The sequence below is a fragment of the Jeotgalicoccus coquinae genome, assembly GCF_014207425.1.
GTDB classification, from domain to species: Bacteria; Bacillota; Bacilli; order Staphylococcales; family Salinicoccaceae; genus Jeotgalicoccus; species Jeotgalicoccus coquinae.
In genome coordinates this window covers 1,016,075-1,039,333 of sequence record NZ_JACHFF010000001.1, presented here as the reverse complement: position 1 = coordinate 1,039,333, position 23,259 = coordinate 1,016,075, and the positions used below count along the sequence as shown (strand labels likewise).

Annotated in this window: 19 protein-coding genes and 2 tRNA genes; all 21 read left to right on the top strand. The window is 43.4% G+C overall.

The genetic code is table 11. The annotated features are described in order from the left end of the window. Positions 1-11: 11 nt before the first annotated feature. The 21 genes from zapA to clpX all read left to right on the top strand — a co-directional run bounded on the left by zapA (position 12) and on the right by clpX (position 23,252). Positions 12-281, top strand: coding sequence for a cell division protein ZapA (zapA, locus tag HNR41_RS05105; protein WP_184282361.1), 270 nt, complete (start codon positions 12-14; stop codon positions 279-281). Further along, positions 278-805, top strand: coding sequence for a CvpA family protein (locus HNR41_RS05100; RefSeq protein WP_184282360.1), 528 nt, complete (start codon positions 278-280; stop codon positions 803-805). The genes zapA and HNR41_RS05100 overlap by 4 nt, the downstream gene beginning before the upstream one ends. Positions 806-834: 29 nt before the next feature. After that, positions 835-2,547 (top strand): DNA polymerase/3'-5' exonuclease PolX, encoded by a 1,713-nt coding sequence (gene polX / locus HNR41_RS05095; RefSeq protein ID WP_184282358.1) that lies wholly within the window; start codon positions 835-837, stop codon positions 2,545-2,547. Next, positions 2,540-4,867: an endonuclease MutS2 gene (locus HNR41_RS05090; RefSeq protein ID WP_184282356.1), complete on the top strand. Its 2,328-nt coding sequence runs from the start codon at positions 2,540-2,542 to the stop codon at positions 4,865-4,867. The genes polX and HNR41_RS05090 overlap by 8 nt, the downstream gene beginning before the upstream one ends. A gap of 178 nt (positions 4,868-5,045) precedes the next feature. Next, on the top strand, positions 5,046-5,360 hold the full coding sequence (gene trxA, locus HNR41_RS05085) for a thioredoxin (RefSeq protein ID WP_184282354.1): 315 nt from the start codon (positions 5,046-5,048) through the stop codon (positions 5,358-5,360). Between the two features lie 53 nt (positions 5,361-5,413). Beyond that, positions 5,414-7,189 carry an excinuclease ABC subunit UvrC gene (gene uvrC, locus HNR41_RS05080; protein ID WP_221432848.1) on the top strand — a complete coding sequence of 592 codons (1,776 nt, stop codon included), beginning with the start codon at positions 5,414-5,416 and terminating at the stop codon, positions 7,187-7,189. A 114-nt stretch (positions 7,190-7,303) separates the two neighbouring features. Beyond that, the gene (locus tag HNR41_RS05075; protein WP_184282352.1) at positions 7,304-7,915 is read left to right on the top strand and encodes a succinate dehydrogenase cytochrome b558 subunit; all 612 of its coding nucleotides are present in this window, start codon (positions 7,304-7,306) and stop codon (positions 7,913-7,915) included. Between the two features lie 14 nt (positions 7,916-7,929). Further along, positions 7,930-9,681 carry a succinate dehydrogenase flavoprotein subunit gene (gene sdhA, locus HNR41_RS05070; RefSeq protein ID WP_184282350.1) on the top strand — a complete coding sequence of 584 codons (1,752 nt, stop codon included), beginning with the start codon at positions 7,930-7,932 and terminating at the stop codon, positions 9,679-9,681. A gap of 22 nt (positions 9,682-9,703) precedes the next feature. Next, positions 9,704-10,483, top strand: a complete 780-nt coding sequence (sdhB, locus tag HNR41_RS05065) for a succinate dehydrogenase iron-sulfur subunit (RefSeq protein WP_184282348.1) — start codon at positions 9,704-9,706, stop codon at positions 10,481-10,483. A gap of 1,048 nt (positions 10,484-11,531) precedes the next feature. Then, positions 11,532-11,975: a MarR family winged helix-turn-helix transcriptional regulator gene (locus HNR41_RS05060; protein WP_184282346.1), complete on the top strand. Its 444-nt coding sequence runs from the start codon at positions 11,532-11,534 to the stop codon at positions 11,973-11,975. Next, the gene (gene murI, locus HNR41_RS05055) at positions 11,968-12,774 is read left to right on the top strand and encodes a glutamate racemase (RefSeq protein ID WP_184282344.1); all 807 of its coding nucleotides are present in this window, start codon (positions 11,968-11,970) and stop codon (positions 12,772-12,774) included. Before HNR41_RS05060 ends, murI begins: the two co-directional genes overlap by 8 nt. 2 nt (positions 12,775-12,776) lie before the next feature. Beyond that, complete coding sequence (locus tag HNR41_RS05050; protein ID WP_184282342.1) at positions 12,777-13,367, top strand: XTP/dITP diphosphatase; 591 nt, start codon at positions 12,777-12,779, stop codon at positions 13,365-13,367. Between the two features lie 12 nt (positions 13,368-13,379). Further along, a complete protein-coding gene (locus HNR41_RS05045; protein ID WP_184282340.1) occupies positions 13,380-13,865 on the top strand; it encodes a metallophosphoesterase family protein in 486 nt (161 codons plus the stop codon). 23 nt (positions 13,866-13,888) lie between these two features. Next, positions 13,889-14,434, top strand: coding sequence for a GNAT family N-acetyltransferase (locus tag HNR41_RS05040; RefSeq protein ID WP_221432847.1), 546 nt, complete (start codon positions 13,889-13,891; stop codon positions 14,432-14,434). Positions 14,435-14,510: 76 nt separating this feature from the next. After that, positions 14,511-14,584: transfer RNA gene (locus HNR41_RS05035), tRNA-Arg, on the top strand. A gap of 249 nt (positions 14,585-14,833) precedes the next feature. Further along, positions 14,834-14,907, top strand: a tRNA-Arg gene (locus tag HNR41_RS05030). Positions 14,908-15,071: 164 nt separating this feature from the next. Continuing rightward, on the top strand, positions 15,072-18,152 hold the full coding sequence (locus HNR41_RS05025) for an N-acetylmuramoyl-L-alanine amidase (RefSeq protein WP_184282338.1): 3,081 nt from the start codon (positions 15,072-15,074) through the stop codon (positions 18,150-18,152). Between the two features lie 794 nt (positions 18,153-18,946). Beyond that, the gene (locus tag HNR41_RS05020) at positions 18,947-19,561 is read left to right on the top strand and encodes an NUDIX domain-containing protein (protein ID WP_184282336.1); all 615 of its coding nucleotides are present in this window, start codon (positions 18,947-18,949) and stop codon (positions 19,559-19,561) included. Beyond that, on the top strand, positions 19,551-20,492 hold the full coding sequence (locus HNR41_RS05015; RefSeq protein ID WP_184282334.1) for a hypothetical protein: 942 nt from the start codon (positions 19,551-19,553) through the stop codon (positions 20,490-20,492). Before HNR41_RS05020 ends, HNR41_RS05015 begins: the two co-directional genes overlap by 11 nt. An 81-nt stretch (positions 20,493-20,573) precedes the next feature. Next, positions 20,574-21,863 carry a trigger factor gene (tig, locus tag HNR41_RS05010; protein ID WP_184282332.1) on the top strand — a complete coding sequence of 430 codons (1,290 nt, stop codon included), beginning with the start codon at positions 20,574-20,576 and terminating at the stop codon, positions 21,861-21,863. 132 nt (positions 21,864-21,995) lie between these two features. Next, the gene (gene clpX / locus HNR41_RS05005) at positions 21,996-23,252 is read left to right on the top strand and encodes an ATP-dependent Clp protease ATP-binding subunit ClpX (protein ID WP_184282330.1); all 1,257 of its coding nucleotides are present in this window, start codon (positions 21,996-21,998) and stop codon (positions 23,250-23,252) included. The last annotated feature ends 7 nt before the right edge of the window (positions 23,253-23,259 follow it).

Here is a 23,259-nt window from a genome sequence, read left to right as displayed (position 1 = left end):
GGCAATGTAATATGGGCGGAAGAAAAACACGCATTGCTGTAAAGATTTATAATGAACATTATACGCTTGTCGGCGCTGACAGTGAGGATCACCTGAGACGGGTGGCGGACGAGGTCGACAAAAATATTACAGCGATTGCTTCAAAGAGCCCTGGGCTCGATACGACGAGAAAAGCGGTGCTTACGGCTTGTAATATCATGGATGATTATATAAAGTTAAAAGAAAAATATGAGGCACTGGAAAAAGAGCACAGTGCGCTTAAAAAGGAAACTAGTTTATGACTTTAATACTTCTAATTATACTTATAATCGGGCTGATTGCCGGTTATCGCCGCGGTGCAGTGCTGCAGTTTATGCACCTCATCGGTACGGTATCTGCGATTGTTATTGCTTCATTAAATTATGAAGCGCTCGGCAGCAGGTTTTATTTAGTGATGCCGTATCCGTCAACTGCACAGGCAAATGCTGTGCTGACTGATGTCGGTAATCTTGAATATGCATATTATTATATGTTTGCTTTCTTTCTTATTTTTCTCGTCAGCAAAATTGTTATTCAGATTATCGTCAGCGGATTCGATTATCTGCAGCAGGTGACATCGGATGGAATGATCCAAAGCATCACCGGTACAGTTCTCGGCTTAATAGAAGCCGTGTACGTCCTCGTTGTTATATTATTTTTCGTTGCTACGATTCCATATCAGCCGGTTCAGGAAGCACTGGCGGAGTCGGGCATTGCTTCATTTATCATTGAACACACATTTATAGTATCGGACAAATTAATAGAATGGATACAAGTAGAGTCATAGAGATATGGCTCTTTTTTCGGAGGTAGGACATGAATAAAAAAGATGTTATCAGACTGCTCGAGAAAATCGCAGTATATATGGAATTAAATTTAGATAATCCTTTCAAAGTATCTGCATACCGGAAAGCAGCTGCGTCACTTGAAACCGACGGGCGTACACTCGATGAAATCCGGGATTTCAGTGAACTTAAAGGCATCGGTAAAGGGACAAACGAAGTGATTACGGAATTCGTCCGGACGGGCGAATCATCAGTATTAAAAGAGCTGGAAGATAAAGTCCCGGGCGGCCTGATTCGCATGTTGAAACTGCCGACACTCGGACCGAAAAAAATTGCGAAGATTCACGATGCACTTGGCATCAGCACGCTTGAAGATTTAAAATCGGCTTGTGAAAAACAGGAAGTCAGCGCACTCCCGGGCTTTGGCAGGAAAACAGAAGAGAACATCCTGAAATCGATTGAAACGGTATTGAACAGACCGGAACGTTATCCAATCGCACGCGTATTGAAATTCCAGAAAGTTATTACGGATGTTATCAATACAATACCAGGCGTTGAACGTTACGATATGACAGGCAGCGGCCGCCGGACGAAGGAATCGTCACGGGATCTGGACTTTATCGTTAAAGTGGAAGATTATGAGCTGTTCACGGAAACGATGGTGAACCAGGACTTCGTCACGAGTGTAGTGGCACGAGGTGATAAAAAGCTCTCGGTGGAAATTGAGCATGACTTTGATGAGATTAACGTCGACTTCAGATTTGTAAACGGAGACGAATATATTTCAACGCTGCAGCATTTTACAGGGTCGAAAGATCACAACGTAAAAATGCGCCAGCTCGCAAAAGCGCGCGGTGAGAAAATCAGCGAATACGGTGTGGAAACTTCAGAAGGTATGAAAACGTTCAATTCGGAAGAAGAGTTTTACAACTACTTCGACCTGTCTTACATTCCGCCTGCAATGCGTGAGACAGGTAAGGAAACGGATATAGACGTGAACGAAATCGTTACACAGGAAGATATTAAAGGCGACCTGCACATGCACACAGTTTACAGTGATGGTGCGTACAGCGTGCGCGACATGGTCGAAGCGGCGCGCAAAAAAGGCTATGAGTATATCGTCATTACCGACCATTCGAAAAGTCTGCGCGTGGCAAACGGCTTAAGCGGCGAACGTCTCCTCGAACAGCTCGGAGAAATCAGAGCAATTGATGCAGAGTACGACGATATCGATGTATACAGCGGAACGGAAATGGACATTCTGTCAGACGGCACGCTCGATTATCCGGACGACATCCTGAAGCAGCTCGATTACGTTATCGCAGCTATCCACTCGAGTTTCCAGCAGTCGGAAGAAGACATTATGAAACGTCTGAAATTGGCAATGGACAACCCTTACGTGCGTCACATTGCACACCCGACAGGACGTTTAATCGGTGTGCGTGAAGGCTATCCGGTTAATGTGGATGAGCTGTTCGATTACGCGAAACAGACGAACACTGTTTTAGAAATCAACGCGAATCCGCAGCGTCTCGACTTATCGAGCGATGTTATCGCAAACCGCGACGTAATGTTCACGGTGAACACGGACGCGCACCATACGGATCACCTTGATTTCATGAAGTACGGCGTCGCAACACTGCAGAAAGCATTTGTGAAAAAATCACAGGTGCTGAACGCATTTACAAGAGAAGAATTTAAAGCATTTATTAATAAAGGTAAGCAGAGTGATATAAATGAATGACAAGACATTCACCAAACTGGAATTCGATAAAATTCTCGAATCCGTAAAAGTATTCGCAGTCAGTGATAAAACGAAGGCGGAGTTAAACTTTTCCATCGTCGAAACTGATCGCGATACAGTAGTAAAGAACATAGAAGAAGTCGACGACGCTTCATCAATGCTGCGTTACCGCCACGTGGAACTCGGCGGCATCAGCGACATTAAACCGTTCGTCAAACGTGCGGAAATCGGCAGCATTTTAGGTGTCAGCGATTTTAATAAAATCAAATCGGTGCTGAACAGAAAACAGATGCTTCATACTTTAATCAATGCGTTTGAAGAAGATGATGTATTCCTGCCGAACATTAAACCGTACATTACTGAACTTGAAGATATTCATTTTCTGTACAAACGCATTACAGAAACTGTCGATGAAGTGACAGTGCTGGACCATGCGTCACCGGAACTGCTCCGTATCCGACGCAAAATCGGTTCGGAAGAGCAGAAAATCCGTGAACGCCTAAACGATATCGTCAGAAAAAATCAGCGCAAGCTGAGCGACAGCATTATTACGATGCGTAACGGGCGCTATGTCATTCCCGTTAACGTGGATTACCGCAGCGAGTTTAAAGGGATTATTCACGATTCATCACAGAGCGGGCAGACGATTTACGTCGAGCCGACAGCAATTGTTGATATGACTAATAACATTACGCGCCTGAAAGAGTCGGAAGAAGCGGAAATCACGCGCATCCTGAGTGAACTGACAGAAAGAGTCAACGAAGTTGCGCATGATTTATATGAATACAACATTAACCTGCACCATATCGATTTTGTCTTTGCCAAAGCGAAGTACGGTGCGCACATAAAAGGAACAAAGCCAATCATTTCGGATGATGATTCCATCCGTCTGATCGGTGCATACCACCCGTTAATCGACAGCGAGACAGTCGTAAAAAACGATATCGTTGTCGAACCGGAAACAAAAGCGGTGATTATTACCGGACCGAATACCGGCGGTAAAACCGTCACGATTAAAACGGTCGGACTGTCAGTATTAATGGCACAGGCGGGAATTCCGATTCCCGCACGCGACGGTTCATCCATCGCCATCTTTAAAAACGTTTATGCCGATATCGGGGACGAGCAGTCAATCGAACAGTCGCTGTCGACGTTTTCGAGTCATATGACGAATATCGCCGATATTCTAAAACGCGTCGACAGTGAATCACTGGTGATTCTCGATGAGCTTGGAGCGGGGACGGATCCTGAAGAGGGTGCGGCACTGGCAATCAGTATTATCGAATACCTGCTCGATAAGGATGCGAAGATTATTTCAACGACACACTATCCGCAGCTGAAGTCGTTCAGCTATACACGCGACGACGTGATTAATGCGAGTGTAGAATTCGACGTGAGCACTTTATCGCCGACGTACAGATTATTAATGGGCATTCCCGGTAAATCGAATGCCTTTGAAATTTCCAATAAGCTCGGTCTGGATTTAGGCGTCATCGACCGCGCGCGCAGCTTAACCGGCCGCGATAATATGGAAGTCAATGAAATGATTACGGCACTGGAGCGCCATACGACACTCGCGCGCGAACACGAGCAGGATACGCACGAGTTGATGCGTGAAGCGGAGTTATTACAGAAAGAACTGAAAGCATCGAACGACCAGTTTACGAATTTTAAAGATAAACTGATCCGTAATGCAGAAGACGAAGCGAACCGCATCGTTAAACAGCGCGAACTGGAAGCGGCGGAAATTATTAAAGAACTTGAAATGATGAAGGAACTTGGTGCGGACAGCATTCAGGAACACGAAATCATTAAAGCGAAAAAAGAACTTTCCGACAGTTATTACCAGCGCGATATTAAAAAAGATGTCCGCAATGAAAAAGTGGAAACACTTAAAACCGGCGATGAAGTCGACGTGCTGACTTACGGTCAAAAAGGTGAGATTATCGGACTGAACGGTGACGAAGTGACTGTGCAGATGGGTATCATTAAAATGAAACTCGACAAATCCGAAGTGAAGAAACGAAAAGCATCCAAACCGCAGAAGCCGGTGACGATCCGCCAGAACAAAACACAAATCAACCGTACGCTTGATTTACGCGGCGAACGTTATGAGGACGCGCTGATCCGTCTTGAACATTACCTTGACCAGGTGCTGTTATCGAACTTCTCGGATGTCGAGATTATTCACGGTAAAGGTACCGGAGCACTGCAAAAAGGTGTGCAGCAGTATTTAAAACGCCATCCGAAAGTATCATCATTCAGAGGCGGCATGCCGAGTGAAGGCGGCTTCGGTGTAACGATAGTCGAAATGAAGTAGGTGAGCCCCTGTGGATAACTTTGATATGTATAAACTTGCGAAGGTACTTATCGTGATTAGTGTGATAATGTTTATAAGCGGCATTGTCTATCTGATGTATTTCGCATAAGCAATACCGTTGAGTGACAAAATGAATTGTTGTATAATAAAATCAATACAATTATGGAGGTAGTTTTATATGGCATTATATGATGTGAACGATGCAGGATTTAAAGAAGAAATTGGTAGTGGACTAACATTAGTAGACTTCTGGGCACCTTGGTGCGGGCCTTGTAAAATGATTGCTCCAATTCTTGAAGAATTAGCTCCTGAAATTGAAGGCAAAGCTAATATTGCTAAATTAAATGTTGATGAAAACCAAGCTACAGCAAGTGAGTACGAAGTGATGAGTATTCCAACTCTAATTCTTTTCAAAGACGGCGAGCCTGTTGATAAAGTTGTTGGATTCCAGCCTAAAGAGCAGCTTGCTGCATTAATAGAAAAACACGCTTAATTTTTTAAAGCCGCCATTTTGGGCGGCTTTTTTTATAGAAGAAGGGATATATCATGTCAGAACTTAAACTGAAATTATCAGTTCTGCCCGTTGAACCCGGGTGCTACCTGATGAAAAATAAAGACGGGGAAATTATATATGTAGGGAAGGCGAAAAACCTCCGGAGCAGGGTGCGTTCGTACTTTACCGGTGCGCACGATGAGAAGACGATGCGTCTCGTTGCTGATATCGTCGACTTCGACTTTATCGTTACGGGCTCTGAAATCGAGTCGCTGCTCCTCGAAAATACATTAATTAAGAAACACCTCCCGCGCTATAACATCTTATTAAAAGACGATAAAAGCTATCCTTTCATAAAAATTACAAAGGAGAAGCATCCGAAACTTGTCGTCACACGGACGGTTAAGCCGAAGACGGGCAGACATTTCGGACCGTATCCGAATGCCTACAGCGCCCACGAAACGAAAAAGCTGCTGGACCGCATTTATCCGCTCAGAAAATGCAACACGATGCCGGACAAATTATGTCTGTACTATCATATCGGGCAGTGTCTCGGCCCGTGCGTCTTTAATGTGACGGAAGAACAAAACCAGAAGATGATTGACGGGATCACTAACTTTTTAAACGGCGAAACCGATGAAGTTATGAATCAACTGAAAGAAAAAATGCACGCAGCCGCAGAAGAACTCGAGTTTGAAAAGGCGAAAGAATACCGCGACTTAATGGGTCATATTGAAAACACGATGCTGAAGCAGAACATGCTGACGTCGGATATGACTGCGCGCGACTGCTTCGGCTACGCGGTGGATAACGGCTGGATGTCGGTGTCTGTGCTCTTTATCAGAAGCGGTAAATTAATCGAGAAAAAAGCGGAAATGTTTCCGATGAATGACTCACCGGAAGAGGAGTTTTTCAGATTTATTGTGCATTTTTATGATCTCAGTTCCAACCTGATGCCGAAAGAAGTGCATATTCCGAAAGAGTTCAATGCCCAACTGCTGAATGAAGCACTGGCGGCAAACGTTAAAGCGCCGCTCCGGGGCGGGAAGCGTGAAATGGTTGAACTTGCGACGAAGAACGCGGGTATCGCGATCGAAAACAAATTTGAAATCATCGCACGCGATGAAGCGCGCACAATTAAAGCAATCGAAACGCTGGGCGATGTTATGAACATCGAAACACCGCGCCGCATCGAGGCGTTTGATAACTCGAACATTCAGGGGGCGGACCCGGTAAGTGTGATGGTGTCCTTTATCGACGGCAAACCGTCCAAAAAAGATTACCGCAAATATAAAATTAGAACCGTTGAAGGTCCGGATGACTATGCATCGATGGCAGAGGCGGTCAGACGGCGCTATACACGCGTGCTGAAGGAGCGCCTGCCGCTCCCTGACCTGATTATCGTCGACGGGGCAGTCGGGCATATGAACACGGTTAAAAACGTGCTGCTGAACGAACTGTCGCTGGATATTCCTGTCGCAGGACTGGCAAAGGACGATAAACACTCTACGGCGGAACTGCTGTACGGGGATCCGGCCGAAATCATCCCGATGAAAAAGAACTCGCAAAGCTTCTATCTGCTGCAGCGCATTCAGGATGAAGTGCACAGATTCGCAATTTCATTTCACAGAAATACGCGCCGCAAAACATCGATTGTTTCCCAGCTCGATAATATAGAAGGGCTGGGGCCGACCCGGAAACGAAAGTTACTTTCAAAATTCGGCTCAATCAAACGGATGAAAGAAAAGAATGTGACCGATTTCACAGAGATTGGCATTCCGAAAAACGTTGCGGAGAATATAGTTCGAAAGCTAAGCGAACAGGCATAACGCTGCGAATGTATAAGAAAAGTGTAAAAGATTAAACGCTGTCTTGATTTGTAAAATTATTACGGGTAAAATAAGAGTTAAAGTTTGTTGAAAAATAGTTAGGGGGGGTCTTTTGTGTCGAATCAAGATTCAGGTTTTTACATTCGCAGATTACATTCATTGCTCGGAGTTATTCCGCTGGGGGTCTTTTTAATCCAGCATTTGCTTGTTAACTTTACAGCTACATACAGTGAGGAAGCATTCAACTTCGCTGCAGGTATTATGGGTAACCTGCCATTCGTTATTCTGCTTGAAATTTTCATCATTTACTTACCAATTCTGTTCCACGGTATCTACGGTATTTATATCGCTTTTACTGCTAAAAATAATGTGGGCAGATACGGAACATACCGTAACTGGATGTTCCTGTTACAAAGAATTTCAGGTGTCATTGCATTTATATTCATCGCGGTGCACGTTTACCAGACGCGTATCCAGGTGTTTTTAGGTGAAGAAGTAAACTTCCAGATGGTTGAGCAGATTGTTGCCAATCCGTTCTGGCTGGTATTTTGGATTGTCGGTGTTGTTGCGACAGTATTCCACTTTGCCAACGGTTTATGGACATTCATGATTACCTGGGGTATTACACAGTCACCAAAATCACAGCAGATTATGAGTTACGTAGCAATTTTTGTATTCTTAGTAATTTCTACAATTGGATTAATGGCAATTTTTGCGTTTGTATAAAAGGAGTGTAAATAATGGCGGATAATAAAGTAATCGTTGTCGGCGGCGGACTTGCCGGTTTAATGGCGACGATCAAAGCAGCAGAATCTGGTGCTAACATAGATTTATTTTCAATCGTTCCGGTTAAGCGTTCACACTCAGTGTGTGCGCAGGGCGGAATTAACGGTGCAGTAAACACGAAAGGTGAGGGAGACTCACCGCTGATTCATTTTGACGATACAGTATACGGCGGGGACTTCTTAGCGAACCAGCCGCCTGTTAAGGCAATGACTGAAGCAGCACCGAAAATCATCCACCTTCTTGACCGTATGGGTGTAATGTTCAACAGAACACCTGAAGGTCTTTTAGACTTCCGACGTTTCGGCGGAACGCTTCACCACCGTACAGCATACGCAGGCGCTACAACAGGCCAGCAGTTACTGTATGCGCTTGACGAGCAGGTAAGAAGCTTCGAAGTTAAAGGTCAGGTTGACAAGTACGAAGGATGGGAATTCCTTGGAGTAGTTGTAGACGACGACGGCAGAGCACGCGGTATTACAGCACAGGAAATCACAAGCGGAGAAATTAAAACTTTCAAAGCTGACGCTGTAATTATGGCGACAGGCGGCCCCGGCATTATCTTTGGTAAATCGACGAACTCAATGATCAACACTGGATCAGCGGCTTCGATCGTTTATCAGCAGGGTGCAGTTTACGCTAACGGCGAGTTCATCCAAATTCACCCGACAGCAATTCCCGGAGACGATAAACTTCGTTTGATGAGTGAATCTGCACGCGGTGAAGGCGGACGTGTCTGGACGTATAAAGACGGTAAGCCGTGGTACTTCCTTGAAGAAAAATATCCGGACTACGGTAACCTCGTACCCCGTGATATCGCAACACGTGAAATCTTTGACGTGTGTGTGAACCAGAAGCTCGGTATTAACGGCGAGAACATGGTTTACCTTGATTTATCACACAAAGATGCACACGAGCTTGACATTAAGCTTGGCGGAATCATTGAAATCTATGAGAAATTCACAGGAGACGACCCGCGTAAAGTACCAATGAAGATTTTCCCGGCGGTACACTACTCAATGGGCGGTCTGTATGTGGACTACGATCAGATGACATCAATTCCGGGGTTATTCGCAGCAGGTGAATGTGATTACTCACAGCACGGCGGTAACCGCTTAGGTGCCAACTCATTACTATCAGCTATTTACGGCGGTATGGTTGCAGGACCGAAAGCGATTGACTACGTGAAAACACTTGAGACTTCATACGAAGATCTTGATGAAGAACTTTACGACAGACATGCTAAAGCAGAACAGGATAAATTCGATAACATCCTTGCGATGGACGGAACGGAAAACGCATATGTTATCCATAAAGAACTTGGTGAAATTATGACTGCCAACGTAACAGTTGTACGTCATAACGACAGACTTTTAGAAACGGACAAGAAAATCTTAGAGTTAATGGAACGCTACAAGCAGATCAACATTAACGACACTAAGAAATGGAGTAACCAGGCGGCATTCTTTACACGCCAGTTATGGAACATGCTTGTCCTTGCACGAGTGATTACTATTGGTGCATACAACAGAAACGAATCACGCGGCGCACACTACAAACCGGACTTCCCGGATCGTAACGACGAAGAATGGCTGAAAACTACCAAGGCATTCTATGAAGGACCGCTTGAAGCACCAAGATTCGAATACGAAGACGTTGACGTAAGCTTAATTCCGCCGCGTATTCGTGACTATTCAGCTAAACATTAGTAGAAGGGATGGCTAAATATAAATGAGTACTACAGCAACTGAAACAAAAACTATAAAGCTAAGTATTAAACGCCAGGAAAATCCGGAAGCTAGCAGCTATTGGGAAGAATTCGAAATTCCATACCGCCCGAACATGAACATCATCAGTGCACTTATGGAAATCCAAAGAAACCCGGTTAACGCAAAAGGCCAGAAAACAACTGCAGTAACTTGGGACGCAAGCTGTCTTGAAGAAGTCTGCGGAGCGTGTTCAATGGTAATCAACGGCAACGCGCGCCAGTCATGTACTGCGCTTGTTGACCAGTATCAGCAGCCGATTAAATTAGAACCAATGAGCACTTTCCCTGTAGTCAGAGACTTACAGGTAGACCGTTCATTCATGTTCGACAACTTAAAACGCGTACAGGCGTGGGTACCTATCGATGGTACATACGACCTTGGACCCGGACCAAGAATGCCTGAGAAAAAACGTCAGATCGCTTATGAATTATCAAAATGTATGTCATGCGGCGTATGTTTAGAAGTTTGTCCCAACGTTAACAACAAATCTAAATTCATGGGTGCAGCACCAATTTCACAGGTACGCCTTTTCAACCTTCACCCGACAGGCAGCATGACGAAGAACGAACGTCTTGACGCTTTAATGGGTACAGGCGGAATCGCAGAATGCGGAATGGCACAAAACTGTGTTGAAGCATGTCCAAAAGGAATTCCTTTAACGACATCAATCGCATCAATGCAGCGCGAAACAACATTCCACATGTTCAAATCATTCTTTGGCAGTGACCACGAAGTTAACTAATACATTTATCCGGCAGGACCCTCATTTGAGGGTCCTGTTTTTTTGGGGCTGGGTGGATTGTGGATGGCGTTCGTGGGGTTGGCTGGGTGGTGAATGAGACGGATGCATGTGCCGGCGTTGATCTGTCTCATTTATGAGTGTGAAACGCGACAGAAAGGGATGTGAACTGTAAACTGTCTCATAATTGGCACTGAAATGAGACAGAACGTGTTGGAATTCTTCATCCGTCTCATAATTGGCACTGAAATGAGACAGAACGTGTGAGAATATCTCATCTGTCTCAAAAAAGACTATAAAACGAGCTGATTTGTCACAAAATTTATAAACTGTCTCATAAATGTGCAGGATTGAAGTTTTCACGGGCATCCTGCTCATTTTAGCAGTCATTGTGTGCAGGATTGAAGTTTTCACGGGCATCCTGCTCATTTAAGCTGTCATTATGAGCAGGATTGAACTTTTCACAGACATCCTGCTCATTTAAGCTGTCATTATGTGCAGGATTGAAGTTTTCACAGGCATCCTGCTCATTTTAACTGTCATTATGAGCAGGTTTATCGTTTTGATGTAAATCCTGCTCACATCAATGCATTAGCCCCAAAAAATCCGACAAAAAATGCAAATTTACCGGCACGCCTGTATTTTCTCCCCAATCTGCGGTACTATTTTCATAAGAAACCAACTCACTCTTAATAAAGGTCGTGTTTTCGCAATGATTATGAGATTAACTTATTTAATTATAGGTCTCACAATAACAGGCGCTCTGCTGATCATCTCGATCCCTCTCTTATTCAACAATCCAATAGGAAATACTTTGTATTTTATAATGGCCGTTCTTGCAGTCGCATTAATAATTTTCACCATTTCATCCATCAGAGCCCGCCGCAAATTAGACGATGAATTTAATAAGAAATTCCATTAAAGAGCAGACAATCACATCTGTTCTTTTTAATTTTTCCGGACAAACCACAACCATCACCCCATCTTCCTATTTTTTTCTTTCGATTTACGTTATTATATTTATAAAGGATTTTTAAGGGGACTGGCTACTATGTATGATGAGCATGAGACTAAATCAATTGAAAAATCATTGCGTTACATTGCGTCGCACGTCAGGGTGAACGGCAGGGAGATTTTAAAGCATCACGATATTTCTCCGCTGCAGTTTGTGGCGCTGCAATGGGTGGGTGACAAGGACGGCATTACAATCGGAGAGCTTGCGAACAGATTATATCTCGCACATTCAACGACGACAGATATTGTCGATAAGCTTGAGGCCGGTAATTACGTGAGGCGCGACCGTTCTGACAAGGACAAACGTCTCGTGCTTGTCAGCATGGAGGAGAAGGGCAAGGAAATTATTCAGCAGGTAATCGATAAACGTATCGATTACATTGCGAAGATTACTAAAAATCTGGGAGAAGAGGAACGGAAAATTCTCCCTGCAGCACTTGAACATGTTCTCGGGGAAAGTGAGAGAATGACTTATGAATAAACCAATCGGCATTATGGACTCGGGCGTCGGCGGGCTGACAGTGATGAAGGAAATTATTCACGCACTGCCGGGCGAGGAAGTGTATTACTTCGCGGACAGTCTGCGCTGCCCGTATGGGCCGAAGAGTCAGGAAGACGTTAAACGCTACACGACAGAAGCTGTGCAGTTTTTAATCGATAAAGGCGTGAAAGCCGTCATTATCGCATGCAACACAGCAACAGCAGCAGTAATGCCGGCACTCCGCGATGAAATCGATATTCCGGTATACGGTGTCATTAACCCGGGATCCCTCGGGGCACTCCGTAAAAGTGACAACAACGAACTGCTGCTCCTGGCTACCGAAGGCACGATAAAATCAGGGGCTTATGAACATGGAATACTGAGCCTGGATTCAGAAGTGAAAATTCACAATCTTGCATGCCCGGAGTTCGTGGAATTAATCGAAGGTCTGGATTATAAAAATCCCGACATTACTAGAAAAGCGGTCGCGGATAAACTTGGACCGTATAAAGATACGACGGCAGATACAGTCATTTTAGGCTGTACGCATTTCCCGATTATCGAAAAGTATATCGATGAGTTTTTCAATGGAGAGAAACATATCATTGATGCAGGCTTTGAAGCGGTGACGATTGCACTCGTGCAATTACATAAGAAGAAACTGCTGTCGGCACACGATAAACACCCGGAGCACCGGATTTTTATCCACGGAGAAAATAATACGTTTGAAAAAACGTTAAACAGCTGGATGCCGGATACAGAATATACAATAGAGAATATTTATTTACAGGAGAGCTAATAATGACAAAAATTGTAATAGCAAGCGGCAACAAGGGAAAAATCAACGACTTTAAAGCGATTTTTGAAGACTTTGACGTCGTCGGAATTAAAGAAATTCTGCCTGAATTTGACGTTGAAGAAACAGGAACAACGTTCAGGGAGAACGCAATTTTAAAATCAGAAGCAGCGGCAAAAGCGTTAAATCTGCCGGTAATCAGCGATGATTCAGGATTATCAGTTGAAGCACTTGAAGGCAGACCGGGCGTATACTCAGCGCGCTACTCAGGAGAACACGCAACGGACGAAACGAACAACGCAAAATTATTAGAAGAATTAAAAGGCGTTGAAAACCGCGCGGCATACTTCACATGTGTGCTGGCTTTATCGATTCCGGGAGAAGAAACGATTACTTACGAAGGTACTTTGGCCGGTGAAATTTTAAGTAAACCGCACGGTGCGAACGGCTTCGGCTACGATCCTCTGTTCAAAACGCTGAAAGGAATTTACCTCGGCGAGATTACTTCTGAAGAAAAAGGGGAAATCAGTCACAGAGGGAAAGCACTGGAAAAACTAATGAATGATACGGCAGTATTCAATAAGCTGAAAAAATAGGGGGATTTACAGATGAGAGTTTTAGTCATTAGCGACAATCACAGTGAAAGAAATATTTTAACTGAAGTGTATGACACGGTAAAACCGGATGCGGCGATTCATCTCGGCGACAGCGAATTTCCGTACGACGATCCTGACATGGAGAAATTTCTGCGTGTAAGAGGAAACACTGACCGCGACAAAACGTATCCCGAAACGGGGCTGTTTGAAGAAGCGGGCATATTCTATACACATGGTCACCTGTTCGGCATTAAATCAGACCGCAATACGCTGGCAGAAAAAGCAGCTGAAACAGGCGCGAAATATGCTTTATACGGACATTCACATGTTGCGAAGATCGAAAAAGTCCAGGGTATTTACGCGATAAACCCCGGCAGCATTACATCTTCAAGAAACGAATACCCGGAAAGCTATTTAGTCATCGACACGGATACCGAGATTGCATCTTACTACAGCCGGAAGCACAAACTGATGGATGAATTTAACCTCAGCATTTAAACATAATAAAGGAGCTGGACATCATGACGATCAAAATTGATGATACGCTGGAATTAAAGCAGGTTCAGACAAATGAATATCAGGCACTGTACGCACTTGTCGACAACAACAGAACACAGCTCCGCGAATGGCTGCCCTGGGTGGACTACATGACGGCACCGGGGCAGTACGTTCCAATTATTAAAGACTGGATTGAAATGAACGATGCGCTTGAATCGCTGACGCTCGGAGTTTACTCCAACGGTGAACTTGCAGGCATGTGCGGATTCAACAGAATCGTCGGTATGAGCAGAAGAGCGGAAGTCGGTTATTGGCTGGCGGAAGAATATACCGGCACAGGGATGATGTCGAAAGCGGTAACGGGATTAATCAATTACGGATTCGATGAACTTGGACTGCACCGGATAGAAATTATTGCAGGTGTGGAAAATAAAAAGAGCAGGAAAATTCCGGAACGGCTGAAATTTACGGAAGAAGCTGTTATGAAAGATTATGAATTTTTATACGACCATTACCATAACTGCGCGCTTTATCGCATGCTGAAAAAGGACTGGTTAACGTTAAATTAACATTTTATTAAAAAAACCGAAAAATGCATTGACTTTATATATGCATCCTGGTTATAATAACTATTGTGTTAATTAAGTCCTGGTAGCTCAGCTGGATAGAGCAATGCCCTTCTAAGGCATCGGTCGGGGGTTCGAATCCCTCCCAGGACGTCAATGTTTAAAAGGTAAGCTCCTGCATCTGAAAATGATGCGGGAGCTTATTTTTTTATGTGAATGTTAAAATTGTAAATATTCAACGGCATTAATAATGGTGTATATTTTGTGATTACAGAGGAGGACTCCTCATTATGGAAATTACATAAATAGATATATAAATTTGGAAATAAAAAGTTATAGAAAAAATGAAGCTGAAGATGAACTAAACAGCGATGTATTGTTATAATAAAAATATTAAATCATGTCCCGGTAGCTCAGCTGGATAGAGCAGCGCCCTCCTAAGGCGCAGGCCGCGGGTTCGACTCCCGCCCAGGACGTTATATTTCCTAACTAACCTGATTTTCTGGAACAATTAAATCATCTGATAAAATCTTTTATTATTAACAATGAACAAAGTTTTTATTAAATTTTGTAAATTCCAACAATTCTGCATCCAAATCTACTATAATGAGTAAGAATACACTTTTATGGAGGTAGAAAAATGAAATACAAAAATCGTTTAATTGTACCGACACTCGTTTCGACGAGTCTGCTGGCCTCAGCAATGGTGGCTAATGCAGAAGAAGTAGATCAGGATGAACAATATTCCGGACAGAGCACAGAGGAATACGCGGTTAATGATGAAACATCAGAAACAGACTTAGACCTTATTGAATCAGAAGAAGCGTCTGAGGAAGAAACGGAAGACGAAGAATCAGAAGATAAAAATTCAGAAGATGACAGTGAAGAAAAAGAATTAGAAGAAGATGTCGAAGAAACTGATGAACTTGAAGAAGCAGAAACGACTGAATCAGAAGATATCACTGTAGAAGATACTGCTGTTGAATCAGAGGATCAGCAAACTGCTGAGCAGAATGATGAGTCTGAAGTCGCTGCACCGGTTGAGGAAGAATCAACACCAGTTGAAAAAGCCGGGACAGAAGAGTTCGATGAGAACAATGTTGAGGAAGTAATTACGGAATCATCAGAAGAGCCTGCTGAAGAAGTAGAAGAACCTGCTGAGAGTGAACAGAATACAGAAGCTCCGGCAGAAGCAGCTGAATCTGAAGATATTATTGAAGAAGATGCTGCTGTAGAATCAGACGTTCAGGAAGCTGTGGAGCAGGTTGAAACAGCTGACCAGGAAACTGAAGAGCAATCTGACGAGGCTGAAGAAGCAGCACCATCTGAAACAGTCGAAGAACCAGCTGAGGAAGCAGAGACAGAAGAAAGCGATGAAAAGGCTGCAGCTGAAAACAACACTGAAGAAGAACCTGCAGAGAGCGAACAGAATACAGAAGCCCCTACATCAGAAGAACCTGTTGAAGAAGTTAGCGCTGAAGAGCCGGTTGAATCAGATGAAAAAGATGCTGTAGAACAGGAGAGTGAAGTTTCTAATTCAGAAGAAGATGCTACATACAAATATGATTCTGAATCCCTGAAAGAGGAGCTCGAAAGTTTATCTGAAAAAGAACAAACTGCATTTTTAGAAGAAAATGCTGATGATATTGAAGTGGACGAAGAGATGTTAAGTGATTTAACTGAAACTCTTGCCAAAGAGAATGAAGAGCTAAATGCAGAAGAGGTTTATGCTGCAACAGCAAGTACGCTAAGCACAATGTCATTGTCTCAGGCAATCACAGACATCAACCAGTATATAGCTGACAATAATTTTGATGTTGCAGAGATTAAGTATGATTACATACCTGGTCTGCCTGAGTATGCATATCATTCAAATCACGGTTGGAATCCTGAGAATGGTGTCGTAGGTAAACCTGAGGGTGTTGTTCTTCACGATGTTGGTAACGATAATTCGACTATATATGGTGAAATCGAATATATGACGAGTAACCAGGATAATGCTTTCGTTCATGCGTTTGTCGATGCAAATAGCATTATCCAGGTGGCAGATACTGATTACCTTGCATATGGTGCAGGTCCTGTTTCAAACCAGCTGCATATGCACGTGGAATTAGTCCGTCATGATAATGCGCATGACTTTGCGAAATCGATTAACAACTATGCAGACTACATTGCGAATTTATTATACAAATATAAATTACCTGCAGTAAGTGCTGACGAAACAGGCGAGGGGACATTATGGTCTCACGTTGCAGTTTCAAATCATTTAGGCGGGACGGCTTCACCTGATCCGTATGAATACTTTGCACGTTTCAATTATGAATATAATGATGTGATCAGTTTAATTACTGATCGTTATAATGATATGTACAATAAACGCACAAACCCGCAGATTTCTATGCCGATTGAGCAGGGTACAACAGATCTGATGGCTGAAGTGAATTCAAATAATCTGGGCTTATATGAAAGTGTGACGGATGTCAGAACTAAAAATGCAAACGATCTTTTAGGTCAGCAGTTCCGTGTGGTCCGAACAGCGACTTATAACTATGATGATTATTATCTTCTTGAAGACGCGAACGGTGTGTCACTCGGCTGGATGTATGCCGGTGACTTAACGACATCGGAATATGTACCAGAAGATGAAGATAAGAAACCGGAAGCGCCAAAAGAACCTGCAGAACCTAAAGAACCGGAAGAAGACAAATCTGAGGATGACAAGCAGGATAAAGAACCAACGCCTGAAAAAGATTCAGAAGATGAAAACCGGGAACAGGAGAAACCGGCAAAACCTGAAACTCCAGAAGAACCGGCAGAGAAAGAAGACAGCACTGAAGACAACAACAAAGAGCCTGCCGATAATTCAGATAACAAAGATGAAGATACTGCAGATAAAGAAACAGAGAATGACCCGGCTAATGAGCCAGAAGAAAATAACAATGCAGTAACTGATGACTCTGACGGGGAATCATCTGAACCGGAAACAGAAGTTTCAGATGAAGATACTGAGGACGCGGATCAGGATTCAGAAGCGAACGAAGAAACAACTGAAGCGGATACTGTTACGGATGGAGAAGTTTCATCTTCTTTAGCAGACGCTGCGACGGGCGTAAGAGTGGTGAGTGCGACTGATGAACTTGACGGCAAGTCACTGGTTGTTACAGCGTTGAACCCTTCAGGTGCAATTAATGCAGCTCATGATCTGTATGACATCCATATTCTTGATGAAAATGGATTACTGTACAACCTGCAAAACCCGGCGACAGTTTACTTACCAGCAAACGGGTATGTATCGAATGTTTACTACCTGGGTGACATCGGTGAGACATTAGAAGCGGTGAATTACACAACAGCAGACGGCTATGCAGTGTTTGGAGTGAACAGTTTCAGTCAGTATGCTGTGGTTTACGGTAACGAAAACGAAGGCAATACAACAATGCCGGTACTGACAGGCGATAATGGTACTGGTGGAGAAGAAGGTACAGCTGACAAGGCGAATGAACATCAGACTGTTTACACTGAAACAGATGTGAATACAGAAGATGAAGCGGCCCCTGCCGGTTCGGATGATGCGAATCAGGGCGGATCTGGTGAAGAAGCGGAACCGGAAATGCTGCCTGATACAGGCGTACCGGAACAAAGCACGACAATTTTTGCCACAATCCTGGCAGCACTTGGACTGGGATTCCTGGTGAAAAGAAGAAAAACAACAGAAAAATAATTGATTGAATAAAGCCTCCAGACCGGTTGATGAGGTGTGTCCTGACAGATGCACCTCATCGCTGGTTTGAGAGGCTTGTTTTTGCGTGAATTAGATTACATAAAAAAAGAGCCACACTAATGAAAGTGTGACCCAGTAAAACTAACCGAACGGTTAAGTTCAGCGAGGAACAATGTCCTCTTTCCTTAATTCTTATTATAGGCTCAACAATTATAATTGTCTATGATTGCGGATAGGTTTTTAAAAAATGTTTTAATATCGTCATAATTTGAATAATAGTCTATATTTCTATTATATCTATTCTTAACATCTTCTAACTCCTGTTTTCTATACATCTTTAATCCTTCACTGCAATATTTGTTATGTAATGAGATAACAGCAGCAATATCTATTAAAGGTCTTGATTGCCAACGACCTAAGAAAATGTTTTTTGAACTTAAATACCTATCATAAAACTTAAGCTTTATGAAGCAGTTTAATAAACAATCTTACGAAATCATCTCTCTGGCAATACCATTCTCATCTTTCCCTTGAATAATATCCATGATTCGTCTACAATTACTTCTCGAGAGACAACCGAATAATCTTGGAGAATACTGTTTATTCGAGTCAGACGTGTGCCGTTCGGGTTAAGAAATTAACCTTTAACTTCCCGGTGCAATTCAGGGAGCGGGATATTGATTTCCGCTCCTGTTTAATCCTATAGACATCCAGTAACTCTCTAAGTGATTTAGAGAGTTTTATTATTACTATATTAAATATAGAAAATTTTTCAGCCTGCGAGGAGATTAATCATGAGTAAATTTGATGAACAGATTTTAGTTGTAAATCGCGATACTTTATTTGACGGGGAACAGAATGCGTTTAACGGTTTTATTTCCAAAGATGATAATCGCTATAAAGAGATTGTGAAGTCATTCGGCGGGTTCGAAGTGAAGCGCCGCGGTGATATGGAGGAAGATCCGGGCTATAAGCAGCTGATCAGCTACTGTATTATTACGAACGGTGATGAGACGCTTGTTTACAAACGTCTTGCGGGCGGCGGGGAGTCCCGACTGCACGGTCTTCTTTCTATCGGTGTCGGCGGCCATATGAACGATGTTGAGTCTGAAGCGGATATCAACGGCAAGCTTCGTGTTAACGCTGCGCGTGAGCTTGAAGAAGAAGTGGGTCTTACAGATGACGATGTGAAGAATATAGAGATCCACGGTCTGATTAACGACGATGATAATGAAGTGGGCCGCGTGCACATCGGTCTCGTTCTTAAAATTGATGTTGAAAAAGAAAAAGTGATTAACAACGAAGAGGACACGATTGCGCTTGAGTGGGTTAAGAACGATATTTTAGAAACGATGTCGCCTTACGAATCATGGAGTGAATTAATTATCCGGGATGCTTATGGACAATAAGGTTACGACGCACCACAGATTTATTCAGAAGTTCGAACGCGATCTCAAAGCACATTACGATGCAGGCGATGATACGCGTTTCCTGAAAACGTTCAGTAAGTATACTGAGCTCTCGGAACCGTCGGAGCTCGCTGAAGAGATGCTGTATGAAACGTTGCTGCGTGCGCAGCGTCCGGGTGAACTGGTTGATTATTCGCTGGAGCAGATGAACAACGGTGACGGCGATTACGAAACGCATATGGTCTATATGCTGCAGGCATTGTCTGACATGGGCAACTACGAAGAGGTGCTTGAGTTTTCAGGCCACCTGCTCGAAGAACCGATTCCGCAGGGTTTCCGCGTCGATATTTTAAGTTTAAGACAGAATGCGGCGAACAAGCTCCGCGGCATGTTGACGGAAGCGGAGCCTGCAGTAAGTAAAGATGATTTTGATAAAATGAATCTCTTTCAGCAGCTTGAATTCGTAGAGAAAATTACACAGACACATGACCTGGCATATATGAATCTTATTATGGAAGTATTCAGTGAAACCGGGCGTAATGAATTGCAGACTGCAATGCTTTTATATTTGCGAAGCGTGCGTGCTAATGGTACGCTAACCATTGAGAAATGCGGCGTGGAGATGACGGTTAAGCCGTCCGGTCTCAGCAGTCTGGAAGAGTATTTTATCGTCAGGGATGTACTGCCAAAAGTGATTGATGAAGTTGAACAGTTCAACCCGTCATTTACGGAGGCTGCAACCGAGCTCATTATGGGCCATGCGATATATATGTATCCGGTACAGCCCGATTTCACGACTGAAGCGGTTATTAAGGCTTATGCTGAACGCATTGAAGAAATGCTCGGTATGCCTGCATCGTACGGTGCAGAAACAGAAGTCAAAAACTGGCTCGCTGAAATCGAACTGGATATTGCCCGGAACTCGCTGTAAATCAATCATTTGAATCAATATTTGTATGTGTTATAATATACAGGTTAATTGAAAAAACGACTTAATGGAGGAAAATGTATTATGTCTCAAACATGGGAAAAACAAGAAGGTAACGAAGGAATTCTAACTATTACAATTCCAGCTGAAGAACTGGACACTGCTTTGGATGAAGCATTTAAAAAAGTATCTAAGGACATTAACATGCCTGGATTCAGAAAAGGTAAAGTACCGCGTCAAATGTTCGAAAAACGTTTTGGTGTAGAATCTCTTTACCAGGATGCATTAGACATTCTTTTACCTGCACACTACGGTAAAGCTGTAGACGAAGCTGGCATTACGCCGGTTGCTCAGCCGGATGTAGATGTTGAACAGATCGAAAAAGGTAAAGAAGTTATTCTTAAAGCAACTGTTACAGTTGAGCCTGAAGTTAAACTTGGCGAATACAAAAACCTTGAAGGTGAAGAAATCGATACAGAAGTGACTGACGAAGAAGTTGATCACCAGATCGATCACATCCTTACAGAGTACTCTGACTTAGTTGTTAAAGAAGAAGGTACTGTTGAAGAAGGCGACGTAGCGACTATCGACTTCCACGGATTTGTTGACGGAGAAGCTTTCGAAGGCGGACACGCGCACGACTACGAAATCGAAGTAGGGTCAAACTCATTCATCCCTGGATTTGAAGAGCAGATGGTGGGCATGGAAATCGGCGAAGAGAAAGACGTTAACGTTACTTTCCCTGAAGAATACCACGCTGAAGAATTAGCTGGTAAAGAAGCTGTATTCCAGGTTAAAGTGAATGCACTTAAAGTTAAAGAAACTCCGGAATTAACTGACGAGTTTGTTGCTGACCTTGAAGGCCGTGAAGCCAACACTGTAGCTGAGCTTAAAGCTGAACTTACAGAACAGGTTAAAGCACAGAAAGAAAACGACTACGAAGTTACATTAAAAGAAAGCTTGGTTGCTAAAGCAGCTGACAACGCTGACATTGATGTACCGGATGCAATGGTGGACACTGAAACTGACCGCATGCTTCAGGAATTCGAACAAAACTTATCACAACAGGGCTTAAACCTTGAACTTTACACACAGCTGTCAGGTCAGGACGAAAATGCTCTGCGTGAACAAATGAAAGAAGATGCGCTTAAACGTGTCCGCACGAACTTAACGTTAAGACAAATCGCTGAAGACGAAAACATTGAAGTCACTGACGAAGATGTAGAAGCAGAACTTAACCGTTTGGCTGAACAGTTCGGCATGCCTCTTGACGATGTTAAGAAAGCACTTGGCGATGCAACGATGATTAAAGAGGATGTTAAAATCCAAAAAGCTTTAAACGTACTGGTAGACAACCGTAAAAAAGCTGAGTAATTTATAAATTGAACCACATACATGAAAAGCTCTGCACGTCTGTGTAGAGCTTTTCATCAATATGCAGCTCAATTGATTTACGATAGATTTTCTAGTATATTTTATTGGAAGTATATAATGAGGTGTATATAAATGTTTAAATTTAACGAAGATGATACAGATTTAACCTGCTCTTTCTGCGGTAAAGATCAGGAACAGGTCAAGAAACTTATTGCCGGCAGCGGTGTGTACATTTGTAACGAATGTATTGAACTCTGCTATGAAATTATAGAAGAAGAACTCAAGATGGATACGACTGCAGTTTTCGATTATATTCCGAAGCCTCAGGAAATCCTTGAGTCGCTTGATGAGTATGTCATCGGCCAGCTGAACGCGAAACGTGCACTCAGCGTAGCTGTATACAACCACTACAAGCGTATTAACAACATGAACGAAGAAGAAGTTGAAATTGCGAAAAGCAATATCGCTTTAATCGGACCGACAGGAAGCGGTAAAACGCTTCTTGCCCAGACACTTGCGCGTTCACTTAACGTGCCGTTTGCAATCGCAGACGCAACGAGCCTGACAGAAGCAGGTTATGTCGGTGACGATGTTGAGAACATTCTTCTCCGTTTAATCCAGGCTGCGGACTTCGATGTTGAACGTGCCGAGCAGGGTATTATTTACGTCGACGAAATCGATAAAATCGCACGGAAGAGCGAAAATACTTCGATTACAAGAGACGTATCAGGTGAAGGTGTGCAGCAGGCACTTCTTAAAATTCTTGAAGGAACGACAGCAAGCGTACCGCCGCAGGGCGGACGCAAGCATCCGAATCAGGAATCGATTCAAATCGATACGACGAACATTCTGTTTATTCTCGGCGGAGCATTCGACGGAATGGATGATATCATTAAACGCCGCCTCGGCGACAAAGTAATCGGTTTCGGCGGAGCATCAGAAGACTTCACGGATAAAGACGCGCTAATGGCGAAAGTCCGTCCGGATGACCTTCAGAGCTACGGTCTGATTCCTGAATTCATCGGCCGTGTGCCGATTATCAGCTACCTTGAAGAGCTGGATGTTGACGCATTGAAATCTATTTTAACCGAGCCGAAAAATGCGCTCGTTAAACAGTACACGAGAATGATGGACATCGACGACGTTGAACTTGTCTTCGAAGAAGATGCGCTCGATGCAATTTCAGAACTTGCTATCGAGCGTAAAACAGGTGCCCGCGGACTGCGTTCCATTATTGAAGAACGCATGGTGGACATTATGTTTAAAGTACCTTCAAACGATGACATTAAGAAAGTCGTTATTACACGCGAAACAATTATCGACGAAAAAGATCCGCTGATTTACGATGCGGAAGGTAAAGAACTGACTGAAGATCAGAAAAGTGCATAATAACTAA